This is a genomic window from Agromyces zhanjiangensis, assembly GCF_040496055.1.
GTDB classification, from domain to species: domain Bacteria; phylum Actinomycetota; class Actinomycetes; order Actinomycetales; family Microbacteriaceae; genus Agromyces; species Agromyces zhanjiangensis.
Genome location: NZ_JBEPKB010000002.1, coordinates 631,539 through 643,956, shown reverse-complemented (window position 1 = coordinate 643,956; position 12,418 = coordinate 631,539). Strand labels below are relative to the sequence as shown.

At 73.1% G+C, this 12,418-nt stretch carries 6 protein-coding genes; all 6 read left to right on the top strand.

The genetic code is table 11. The features are described from left to right. Positions 1-162 precede the first annotated feature (162 nt). The 6 genes from ABME02_RS06170 (at position 163) to leuC (ending at position 12,417) form a co-directional block, all read left to right on the top strand. Positions 163-5,523, top strand: coding sequence for an Ig-like domain-containing protein (locus ABME02_RS06170; protein ID WP_353814374.1), 5,361 nt, complete (start codon positions 163-165; stop codon positions 5,521-5,523). Positions 5,524-5,566: 43 nt separating this feature from the next. Beyond that, on the top strand, positions 5,567-6,535 hold the full coding sequence (locus ABME02_RS06165; protein ID WP_353814373.1) for an AAA family ATPase: 969 nt from the start codon (positions 5,567-5,569) through the stop codon (positions 6,533-6,535). After that, positions 6,532-7,893, top strand: coding sequence for a DUF58 domain-containing protein (locus ABME02_RS06160; RefSeq protein ID WP_353814372.1), 1,362 nt, complete (start codon positions 6,532-6,534; stop codon positions 7,891-7,893). The genes ABME02_RS06165 and ABME02_RS06160 overlap by 4 nt, the downstream gene beginning before the upstream one ends. Beyond that, entirely contained in the window at positions 7,890-10,181 is a 2,292-nt protein-coding gene (locus tag ABME02_RS06155) for a transglutaminase TgpA family protein (RefSeq protein WP_353814371.1), read from the top strand. Before ABME02_RS06160 ends, ABME02_RS06155 begins: the two co-directional genes overlap by 4 nt. A 38-nt stretch (positions 10,182-10,219) precedes the next feature. Further along, a complete protein-coding gene (locus tag ABME02_RS06150) occupies positions 10,220-10,816 on the top strand; it encodes an FHA domain-containing protein (RefSeq protein WP_353814370.1) in 597 nt (198 codons plus the stop codon). Between the two features lie 122 nt (positions 10,817-10,938). Next, positions 10,939-12,417 (top strand): 3-isopropylmalate dehydratase large subunit, encoded by a 1,479-nt coding sequence (gene leuC, locus ABME02_RS06145; protein ID WP_353814369.1) that lies wholly within the window; start codon positions 10,939-10,941, stop codon positions 12,415-12,417. The last annotated feature ends 1 nt before the right edge of the window (position 12,418 follow it).

Genomic DNA, 12,418 nt, shown 5'->3' with positions numbered 1-12,418 from the left:
TCGACGCGTGCGGGGGATCCTCTCCGGATCGGAACGGAGGTGGGGACCGCTCCCCATTTCGGGGGCCCCGAATCGGCGTGTTAGCGTATGCGCGACCCGCCGGTCCCTCCGGCGGCGACATCCGACGCCCTACCGACGGAACGCACCGGGGGAGACGTATTCGTGGTCACGTTGAGGTCATGGGCGCGGTCGCGCCGGAACGTCGCCTCGGCCGCCGCGCTCGCCGTCCTGGCCGGCGTTCCCGTGGGGCTCGCCGTCGCCCACCAGGGCTTCCCCGTCACCGACCCCGACCTGCGCGCGCGCGAGGTGTGGGTCACGAACGCCGAGGAACTGCTCGCGGGCCGGCTGAACCGGCAGATCGAGGAACTCGACGCGGCCGTGGCGACGGCGACGAACGAGATCGACGTCTTCCAGGACGGCGAGGACGCCTTCCTGTACGACCCGAGCATCGGCTCGATCGAGCGCATCGACCCGTCCTTCACCACGCTCGTCCAGCGCATCGACGTCCCGCCCTCGTCCGAGGTCGCGTACGGCGGCGACGTGCTGGCGATCCTCTCGCCCGAGGGCGAGCTCTGGCGCGTCAACGCCGACGGCGACCTCGCCTTCGACCACCGGGGCACCGACCCGGTCGTCGAGCTCGGCCCGGGCGCGCACGTCGCGGTCACGCCCGAGGGCACGGTCCTCGCGACCTCGCCGGGCGACGGCGAGCTCGTCTCCCTCACCCGCGAGTCGTCGGAGCCGACCACGGCCGGACTCCCCGCCGTCGGCGAACACCAGCTCGCGGCCGTCGGCGAGCGCGCCGTGGTGTTCGACGAGGACGCCGGCCGCGTGGTCGTGGAGGGACGTGAGGTCGAACTGCCCGAGGCCGCCCTGCGGATCCAGCAGTCCGGGCCCGAGAGCGACCGCGTCGTGCTCGCCACCGCGACGAGCCTGCTCGAGGTGCCGCTCGGCGGCGGTGCCGTCCGCACGATCCCGAACGGCGGGGACGTCGCGGCCGCGGATGCCGGCGACGTCGCGGCGCCGGTTCGGCTCGGCTCCTGCGCGCACGGTGCCTGGGGCGGCGCCGTCGGACGCTACCTGCTCGCGTGCGACGACGCGGAGCCGCGGTCGACCGCGATCGAGCAGCCGACCGCGGGCTCCCGACTCGAGTTCCGCGTGAATCGCGACGTGATCGTGCTGAACGACCTCGCGAACGGCAATGCGTGGCTCGTGGACTCCGACCTCCGCCTCGTCGACAACTGGGAGGAGGTCACGCCCCCCGAGGAGAGCGACGAGCTCGAGGGTGACGAGAAGTCGGCCCAGCAGACCTTCGAGGACACGCTCGCCGAGCGCACCGACGTGAACCGGCCGCCGGTCGCGCGCGACGACGAGTACGGGGTGCGGCCGGAGCGCACGACCATCCTCGACGTGCTCGAGAACGACACCGACCCCGACGGCGACGTGCTCACGATCGCCGGCACGTCCGAGGTCTCCGAGGCGGCCGGCCGCCTCGAGCTCATCGACGGCGGGCGGGCGCTGCAGTTCACCCCGGCGGCCGGCGCCGCGGGCAGCGTGTCGTTCCGCTACGGCGTGGACGACGGCCGCGGCGGCGTCGCCGAGGCATCCGTCGACGTGCGCATCGTGCCGGACAGCGAGAACGCCGTGCCCGCCGCGCTCCGACAGTCGGCGATCAGCCTCGAGCAGGGCCAGCACCTGACGTACAACCTGCTCGCCGACTGGAACGACCCCGACGGCGACGACCTGTACCTCGTGAACGCCTCGCCGACGGGCGGCGACGCGGTGCGGTCGAGCCCCGACGGGGCGATCACGTTCGAGCACCGCTCCGCCGAACTCGGCACCAAGGAGGTGCAGTACACGGTCTCCGACGGGCGGACCACGGCCGCCGGCACCCTGACCGTCGACGTGAAGCCGACCGGAACGCTGAACCCCGTCGGAACCCCCGACTTCGCGCGGGTCTTCGCGGGCGAGACGACGCTCATCGAGCCGCTCGCGAACGACCTCTCGCCCTCCGGGGCGGGCCTCGAGCTCCTCGGCGTCGAGGAGGCGCCGGAGGTCGCCGCCGTCACCCCGAACGTCGAGCGCGGCACCATCGCGTTCTCGAGCACGGAGCCGGGGGAGTACGTCTTCCTCTACTCGCTCGGCGCCGGTGCGGCGACGAGCAAGGGGCTCGTGCGCGTGCAGGTCGTCGACGCGCCCGCCGAGGCGCCCCCGCCGATCGCGGTGAAGGACACGGCCTACCTCAGGGCCGCCGAGCCGCTGACCGTGCCGGTGCTCGCCAACGACGTCTCGCCGTCGGGCCGGGTCCTCGCCGTGCAGTCGATCGACGACTCCGCCGCCGACGGACTCGTCTCGGTCGAGATCCTCACGAACACCGTGCTCCGCGTGACCGCGTCGCAGGCCGTCGACGAGCAGTTGCAGGTGTCGTACACGGTCTCCGACGGCGTGAACTCGTCGACGGCGAGCGTGACGATCGTGCCCGTGCCGCCGCTCGTCAAGCACCAGCCGCCCGTCGCGGTCGACGACGGCGCGGTCGTGCGGTCGGGAGACATCGTGACGGTCGACGTGCTCGAGAACGACACGCATCCGGATGCCGCGACCCTGCACCTGGTCCCGGAGCTCGTCGAGGTCGACGCGCCCGACGGGCTGGCCTTCACCGACGGCGACGCCGTGCGCTTCCAGGCTCCCGAGGCTCCCGGGGTGTACAGCGCGATCTACACCGTGACCGACGACCACGAGCAGACCGCGCGCGCGACCGTGCGGTTCACGGTCGTCGGCCGCGACGCGGGCGAGAACCGCGCCCCGCTGCCGACGCCGCTCACCTCGCGGACGTTCGCCGGGTCGGCGGTGAAGGTCGACGTGCCGCTCGACCAGCTCGACCCGGACGGCGACTCCGTGACGCTCACGGGCATCACGGTGGCGCCCGAGTTCGGGCGTGTCATCGAGCGCACGAGCACGTCGTTCACGTACGAGGCGTTCGACGGATCGGCGGGCACCGACGAGTTCGGCTACGAGGTGCGCGACACGTTCGGCGCCACCGCCGAGGGCACCATCCGCATCGGCGTCATCCCGCGACCCGAGGTGCAGCTGCCGCCGACGGCGGTCGACGACGCCATCGAGATGAAGCCCGGCCGCACGGCGTCGGTCGAGGTGCTGCTCAACGACTCCGACCCGAGCGGCTACCAGCTGCACGTGGCCGACCTGCCCGAGGTCGACGACGGCATCGACGCCGAGATCCGCGACCGGCGCCGGATCGTGGTGACCGCACCGCAGCAGGAGGCCGCCTACACGATCCGCTACGAGATCTCGAACGGCCATGGCGGCGCCGACACGGCCTTCCTCCAGGTCGCCGTGACCGAGGACGCCGTGGTCGACCCGCCCACGGCGGAGGACCAGGTGATCGAGCCCGAGCAGGTCGTCGACGGCGAGGTGGCGACCGTCGACCCGCTCGCGGATGCCACGAACCCGGGCGGCCTCGTCGAGGACCTCGCCGTCTCCCTCGAGGGGCCGAACGCCGGGCGGGCCGAGGTCGCCGCCGACGGCACGATCGACGTGACGCCGGGCCGTGAGCGCTACGCCGTCGCGTACCGGCTCGCGAACGAGCTCGACGACCTGTCGGCGATGGCGTTCGTGATCGTGCCGCCCGTTCCGTCCGGCGACGACACCGTCGAGGAGACGCAGCGACCGAAGACGCCCGAGGAGCTGCTCGCGGAGGAGCGGGCCAGGTTCCCCGCGCCCTACCTCAAGGACCTCGGCGACGTCATCGTTCCGATGAACGGCAGCATCAGCTGGAACGTCGACGACCTCGTCATCGTGCCGTCGGGCGACCCGGCGCTGATCCTGTCGGCGTCCTCGACGAACGCGGGCGAACCAGCGTTCGTCAGTGGCACGGCCGTGCAGTACGTGCCGGCGGCCGACTACCGCGGCGCGGCGTCGCTGACCTTCGAGGTGACGGACGGCGAGAGCGCCGACGATCCCGTCGGGCGCACCGCCATCCTCACCGTCCCGATCACCGTCGGCGACCCCGACTTCAACGACACCCCGCCGACGTTCACGCCGCGCACCGAGACCATCGAGGCCGGCGAGGCGCCGCTCGAGGTCGACCTGCGCTCGTCGACCGACCAGCCGAATCCCGACAACATCGAGCGCGTCGAGTACCGGAACCTGCAGGGCGCGAATGCCGACATCGTGGCGAGCATCGTCGAGGGCTCCATCCTCCGGCTCTCGTCGCCGCTCGGGGTGCAGCCGGGCACCGAGACGCGGATCTCGTTCGACGTGGTCTTCAACGGGTTCACGGTGCCGGGGTACGTCGACGTGACCGTGGTCTCGTCGACGCGGGCGATGCCGAAGGCGAGCGACGACGGGCCGGTCGAGATGGTCCGGGGCGGCACCTCCACGATCGACGTGCTCGCGAACGACTTCAACCCCTTCGCGCCCGACTCGCCCCTGACCGTCGTGGCGGCGCAGGTCGACCAGGCGGATGTCGGCGCGAACGCGTCGGTGTCGCACACGGCCTCCGACGTGACCGTGAACGCGGGTGCGGCGTTCACCGGCACGCTGAGCGTGATCTACCGCATCCAGGACGGCACGCAGGATCCGGCGCGCGAGGTGCAGGGCCGGGTGACCGTCGTGGTCCGCGACGCGCCCGACCGGCCGGCCGCGCCCGAGATCCGGAACTCCGGCGACCGCTCGGTGACGATCCGGTGGGCGGCGCCGGCGAACAACAACTCGGCGATCACCGACTACCAGGTCGAGTACAACGGCCAGACGCGGGACTTCGGCGCCGGCGCCGCCGGCGTGAACCAGGAGTTCACGGGGCTCGCGAACGGAACGGCCTACACCTTCCGCGTGCGAGCGAAGAACGTCATCGGCTGGAGCCAGTGGTCGCCGCTGTCCGCGTCGGAGACGCCGTACGGCACGCCGGGCGCGCCGACCGGCGTGAACGCGCAGGTCAACGGCTACGCCCCCACGAGCGTCGACGTGAGCTGGAACGCCCCGTCGAACACCGGCGGCGGCACGATCCGCTACGACGTCCGGATCGACGGCGGAACGTGGGTGAACTCGGGACAGGACCGCACGCATCGCTTCACGGGCGTCGGGGCGGGCTCGCACACGGTGTCGGTGCGTGCGGTGAACCTCGGCAGCGGGAACGCCGGCACCGCCTCGTCCGACAGCTTCTCGGTCCAGAACCCGCCGCCCCCGCAGCCATCCGGATCGATCGGCAAGGGCCCGAGCCGTGCGTGCGACAGCGGAGGCGGCGGGTGCGCGAACGTGCGCATCACCTGGACCGACATGGACCCGGGGCGCTACCAGGTGTACGTGACGGTGAACGGCGGCTGGAGCAACTGGAAGGGCACCTACGACGTGAGCGCGAACGGGCGGCTCGAGCTGCTGAACCACCTCGGCGTACGTTCTGCGGGCGAGACCATCGCCGTGCGCTTCGAGAACGTCAGCGGCGGCACGTCGCGAACGCTCGGCGCGATCAGCGGAACGCAGTGGAACAACATCGGCTTCAACACGTGGTGACGGGCGTGACACCGCCCGCACCGTACGACCCGAAGGAACGAACATGACCGTGACCCAAGACCAGGCCAGCTGGTTCCAGGACGCCTTCTCGAAGCTCGTCGACAACGTCGACCGCGCGATCCTCGGCAAGCGCGACATCATCGAGCTCGTCGTGACCGCGATGCTCTCCGAGGGGCACGTGCTGCTCGAGGACTACCCGGGCACCGGCAAGACCGTGCTCGCGAAGGCGCTCGCGAACACGCTCGACGGCACGCACTCGCGCATCCAGTTCACCCCCGACCTGCTGCCGTCGGACGTCACGGGCGTGACGATCTACGACCAGGGCAAGGGGCAGTTCGAGTTCCACCGCGGCCCGATCTTCGCGTCGGTCGTGCTCGCCGACGAGATCAACCGCGCGAGCCCGAAGACCCAGTCGGCGCTCCTCGAGGTCATGGAGGAGGGCCGCGTCACCGTCGACGGCGTCGGCTACGAGGTGGGCAGCCCGTTCATGGTCATCGCGACGCAGAACCCGGTCGAGCAGGCGGGCACCTACTCGCTGCCCGAGGCGCAGCTCGACCGCTTCCTCGTCAAGACCTCGCTCGGCTACCCCGATCACGACACCGCCGTGACGCTGCTGCTCGACTCGGCGAACCGCGCCCGTGCGTCGAAGGTGTCGCCGATCATCGCCTCCAGCTCGGTCACCACGATGGCGCGGCTCGCGGCCGATGTGCACGTCGACGCGGCGGTGCTCTCGTACCTCAACCAGGTCGTCTCGGCGACGCGCGCCCACCGCGACTCGGCGCTCGGCGTCAGCATGCGCGGCGCGCTCGCGCTCGCGCGAGCCGCGAAGACCTGGGCGATCTCGCGCGGACGCACGTACGTCACGCCCGACGACGTCCGCGAGCTCGCCGTGCCGGTGCTCGCGCACCGCATCATCGTCGACCCCGAGGCCGAGTTCGCCGGAGCGACCGCCGACGAGATCGTCCGCGGGGTGCTCGGCGAGATCGCGCCGCCGGCGTACCGCGCGGCATGACGACCGGCATCGACGCGCCCGCGTCGACGCCGCCCGAACCGGCGGCGCCGGCGCCCGTCGCTTCGGCTCCGACCGCATCGGCGACGGCGCCCTCGCAGACGCGCATCGCGCTGCGGTCCGCCGGGCGTTCGCTCGCGGCATCCGCTCGTTCCCTGACCGCCGCGCTGCGACGCGCCGGCCGGGCCCTCGGCGCCTTCGCCGCACCGGTCACGGGCGTGATCTCGCCGGTCGGATGGCTCGTGCTGGCCGCCGGCCTCATCGCGCTCGCGCTCGCGTGGCCGCTCGGCTGGATCGAGCTCGCGTTCGTCGGCGCGACGCTGCTCGCCGCGCTCCTCGTCGCCGTGCCGTTCGCGTTCGGCCGGATGGCATACCGCGTCGAGATCGAACTGCAGCCGCGCCGCGTGGTGGCCGGTGAACGCGCACTGGGGCGGCTCGTCGTGCAGAACGTCGGCGACGCGGCATCCGTGCCCTCGCAGTTCGAACTGCCCGTCGGCAACGGGCTCGCCGAGTTCGTGATCCCGACGATCCCCGCGGGCGGCGAGCACGAGGAGCTGTTCGCCGTGCCGACCCAGCGGCGCGCCGTGATCGTCGCCGGCCCCGCCGCATCCGTCCGAGGCGACCAGCTCGGCCTGCTCCGGCGCGAGGTGCGCTGGACCGACCCCGTCGACCTGTTCGTCCACCCCGTGACCGCACGGCTGAAGCCGTCGGCGGCGGGACTCGTGCGCGACCTCGAGGGCGAGGTCACGAAGACCATCACCGACAACGACATCTCCTTCCACGCCCTCCGGGCGTACGAGCCCGGCGACGCGCTGCGGAACGTCCACTGGCGCACGTCGGCGCGCACCGGGCGGCTCATGGTCCGCCAGTACGAGGAGACCCGGCGCTCGCAGCTGCTGCTCGTGCAGCCGACCAGCGCCGGGCACTACGCCTCCGAGGAGGAGTTCGAGCTCGCGGTGTCGGTGCTCGCCTCGCTCGGGGTCCAGGTGATCCGCGACGCCACGCGCCTCGCCGTCGTCGCAGACCGCGTGCGGCTCGGCACGGCGACGCCGACGGCCCTGCTCGACGACTCCTGCCGGGTCGCGCCCCTCGAGGAGGGCGCGGCGCCCGTGCGCGAGGTGGTCCGCGAGGCGGGACGCCGCATCCCGGCGCCGAGCGTGCTCATCGTCGTCGGCGGGTCGCGCGCACCGCTCGCCGAGTTCCGGGCGGCCGAGACCGTGTTCGGCTCCGACACGCAGGTGATCGTGTTCCGCACGGAGGCGGGCGCCGCATCGCGCATCACGCGCGTGGGGGAGTCGACGATCGTCACGGTCGGCTCGCTCGACGACCTGCCGCGCCTCGTGAGGAGGGTCCGACCGTGACCCGGATCCCCCGTGGCGCCCTCGCCGACCTCGGCGTGCTCTCGGCGCTGTCGCTCGTCGCGATCGCCGGGTACGAGACGAGCTTCGGCGGCCTCGACTTCCTGGCGGCCGCACTCGCCGGCATCCTGGTCGGCACGCTCGCCGCCGTGCTCGGCACGATCCTGCGGCTGAACGTGCTCGTGACCGTACTGCTCGGCATCGTGCTGTACTTCGTCGTCGGCACGCCGTTCACGATGCCCGCCGCGGCGTTCCTCGTCGTCCTGCCGACGCTCACCTCGCTCGCGGGACTCGCCGTCGGCGCCGTCCACGGCTGGGCCGACATCCTCACCATCGCCGCGCCCGTGGAGGCGCCCGACCACGTCGCCGTGGTGCCGTACGCGGCGGCCGCGGTCGTCTCGCTCGTCGGCGGCATGCTCGTGCTCAGGTGGCTTCCGGGTCGTCGCACCCCGACCCGCTCGGCCGTCGTGCTCGTCGGGCCGGTGCTGCTGTTCCTGTCCGGGATCCTGCTCGGCACCGACCAGGCGTTCCTCGCCGCCGTCCGCGGCGTCGCGTTCGCGTCGGTCGCGCTCGCCTGGATCGCCTGGCGTCGCGGCGCGAGCGTCGAGTCGGGCGGCGACGGGGCGGCGCGCCTGCGCCGCCGGAGGCTCACGGGATCGGCGATCGTGGTGGCCGGGGCCGTGATCGTCGGATCCGTCGCGGGCGTCGCGGTCGCGCCCGTCGCACCCGACCGCTTCGTGCTCCGCGACCGGATCGTGCCGCCCTTCGACCCGCTGCAGTTCCCCAGTCCGCTCGCCGGCTACCGCGAGTACACGAAGGAGCTGGCCGACTCGCCGGTGTTCGTCGTCGACGGATTGGAGCCGGGCGACACGCTGCGGCTCGCCGCGATGGACTCCTACACCGGCCGACTCTGGAACGTCGCCGGTCCCGACGAGGCGGCCGCCGACGGCGGCTACGCGATCGTCGGCTCGACACTGCCCGCGCCCGACCTCGCCGACCTCGGCGGCGGCCGGTCGATCGAGGTCGAGATCGCGGCCTACTCCGACGTCTGGCTCCCGACCGTCGGCTACGGCTCACGGCTCGAGCTGCTGGACCGCGGGTCGGTCGAGCGCGCGGGCGACGTGCGCTACAACGCCGCCGCCGGGACCGCCGTGCTCACGAGCGGCGCCGCCGAGGGCACGCGCTACCGCCTCGAGGCGCGCGTGCAGGTCCAGCCCGAGGACGCCGACCTCGTCGACGTGCCGGTCGCCCGGCTCGCCCCGCCTCCCGTCGAGGACCTGCCCGACGTCGTCGCCGCGAAGGCCGAGGAGTACGCGGGCGACGCGCCGAGCCCCATCGAGCAGCTCCGGAACGTCGAGCGGAAGCTCAGGACGACGGGGTTCCTCAGCCACGGGCTCGCGAGCGACGCCGTCGCCTCGCGCGCCGGACACGGCGCCGATCGCCTCATCGAGCTCTTCACGCGCAGCCGGATGGTCGGCGACGAGGAGCAGTACGCCGCGGCGATGGCGCTCATGGCCCGTCACCTGGGCTACCCGTCGCGCGTCGTGATGGGCTACGCGCCCGAGGTCGCCGACGGCGACGGTGCGGTCGAGGTGGTGGGTGCCGACGTCACGGCGTGGGTCGAGGTGCCGTTCGAGGGCGTGGGCTGGATCGCCTTCCACCCGACTCCGGACGACGTCGACGTGCCGCAGGAGCAGACCCCCAAGCCGAAGTCCGAGCCCCAGCCGCAAGTGCGCCAGCCCCCGCGAGCCGAGCAGGCGCAGGACGAGCTCCTCACCACGACCGAGATCGACGACACGGACGACGAGGATCGCGACCGCCCGTTCCGGCTGCCCGCCTGGGCGTGGGCCGTGATCGCCTCGATCGGCATCCCCGCGGCGCTGCTGCTGCTGCCGATGCTGGTCGTCGCGCTCGCGAAACGCCACCGGCGCGCCGTCCGGCATCGCGGCACGCCGGACCGTCGCGTCGCCGGGGCGTGGGACGAACTCGTCGACCGCTACGCCGAGCTCGGCTTCGAACCGCCTGAGCGGTCGTCGCGCCTGCAGACCGCCCGGGCGCTCGAGCGCCAGCTCGACGAGCAGGGTCTCGGCGACGTCCGCATCGCGGGTCGCGCGCCGCTCTCGGCGATCGCCGCGACCGTGGACCGCGACGTGTTCGGCGGCGGGGAGGTCGAGTCGGCCTCGGTCGAGCGACGCTGGACCGAGGCGGATGCCGCGGCCGCGGCGGTCGCGGCGGCAGCGGGACGGATGCGGCGCTTCGTCGCCCGATACCGTCTCCGCCGCCGCCGGTGACGGCCGGGCGCGACGATGCCGCGGGTTAAGGTGGGGGCGTGAGCGAGCCCGACTTCATCGTGCCCCCGCCCGGGCTCGTGCCGGACGCGCCCGCCTCGGCCGGCCCGGAGCACGCCGAGGGCACGGTGCGCGCCCAGCGGGCGCTCCCGGGGTTCCGCCCGCCACCGGGCATCCGCCCGCCGTCGGCCCTGCCGATCGCGCCGCCCGCCCAGGCGTTCCCGCCCGCGGATCCGGACGCGGCAGCGGCGTCGGCAGCCTCGCGCGCTGCGCAGACCGCGCCGCCCGCACCGGGCCCGTGGCACTTGCGCAGCGCCGACGGAATCGAGTTCACCGTTCCCGACCGGGTGGTCGCCGGCCGCGACCCGAAGCCGCCGGCCTGGCTGCAGGGGGCGACGGTCGTGGCGATCCCCGACCACACCCGCTCGATGTCCAAGACCCACGCGCTCCTCGAGGTGCGGGACGAGCGGCTCCTCGTCACCGACCTCGATTCCACGAACGGGGTGCGCGTCTGGCCCGAGGGGTCCGACCCCACCGACCTGGAGTCGGGCGTGCCCGCCGAGGTGCCGCCCGATGCGGTCCTCCTGCTCGGCGACGTCGCCTTCCTCGTGGAACGGGCACCCGCCGACTCGGTGTAATCTGTCGGCATGCGTGCTCGGCGACTTCTCCTTCCGTGCCGCGGCGGGGCCCGGTTCTGAGGCCTTCCCCGCCGCGGAGTCCGTCGACGGCCGACCACCCTCCCCGAAGGAAGACGAACCGCATGAACGACAGCACCCCGAACCCGGCGCGTCCGCGCACCCTGGCCGAGAAGGTCTGGGACGCGCACCTGGTCGCGAAGGGCGAGGCCGGCACGCCCGACCTCATCTACATCGACCTCCACCTCGTGCACGAGGTGACGAGCCCGCAGGCGTTCGACGGGCTCCGCATGGCCGGCCGGCCGGTCCGCCGCCCCGACCTGACGATCGCGACCGAGGACCACAACACCCCGACGCTCGACATCGACAAGCCCATCGCCGACCCGACGAGCCGCACCCAGATCGAGACCCTGCGCCGGAACGCCGCCGAGTTCGGCATCCGCATCCACTCGCTGGGCGACAAGGAGCAGGGCATCGTCCACGTCGTCGGCCCGCAGCTCGGCCTGACGCAACCCGGCATCACCGTCGTCTGCGGCGACAGCCACACCTCCACGCACGGCGCCTTCGGCGCCATGGCGTTCGGCATCGGCACGAGCGAGGTCGAGCACGTGCTCGCCACGCAGACGCTGCCGCTGAAGCCCTTCAAGACCATGGCGATCACCGTCGAGGGCACCCTCCGCCCCGGCGTCACGGCGAAGGACATCATCCTCGCCGTGATCGCGAAGATCGGCACCGGCGGCGGTCAGGGCTACGTGCTCGAGTACCGCGGCAGCGCCATCCGCGCCCTGTCGATGGACGGCCGGATGACGATCTGCAACATGTCGATCGAGGCGGGAGCCCGGGCCGGCATGGTCGCGCCCGACGAGACGACGTTCGAGTACCTGAAGGGCCGCGCGCACGCACCGGAGGGCGAGGACTGGGATGCGGCGGTCGAGTACTGGCGCACGCTGCCGACCGACGAGGGCGCCGTCTTCGACGCCGAGGTGTTCATCGACGCCGACGAGCTCGAGCCCTTCGTCACGTGGGGCACGAACCCCGGCCAGGGCGTGTCGCTCAGCGAGGCCGTGCCCGACCCGGCCGCCATGGAGGACCAGCACGAGCGCGCCGCCGCCGAGCGCGCGCTGGAGTACATGGACCTCGAGCCGGGCACGCCGCTGAAGGAGATCGCGGTCGACGCCGTGTTCATGGGCTCGTGCACGAACAGCCGGATCGAGGACCTCCGCGCGTTCGCGTCGATCATCAAGGGCCGCACCAAGGCCGACGGCGTGCGCGTCATGGTCGTGCCCGGCTCGGCGCGCGTGCGCCTCGAGGCCGAGGCCGAGGGCCTCGACAAGGTCTTCCAGGAGTTCGGCGCGGAGTGGCGCTTCGCCGGCTGCTCGATGTGCCTCGGCATGAACCCCGACCAGCTGGCCCCCGGCGAGCGCTGCGCGTCGACGTCGAACCGCAACTTCGAGGGACGGCAGGGCAAGGGCGGCCGCACGCACCTGGTCTCGCCGCTCGTCGCAGCGGCGACGGCCGTGCGGGGCACGCTCTCGAGCCCCTGGGACCTCGAACAGGATTCCGCGGCCGAACCGGTCGGCGCCGGCGTGAAGGGTGGCAACTGAC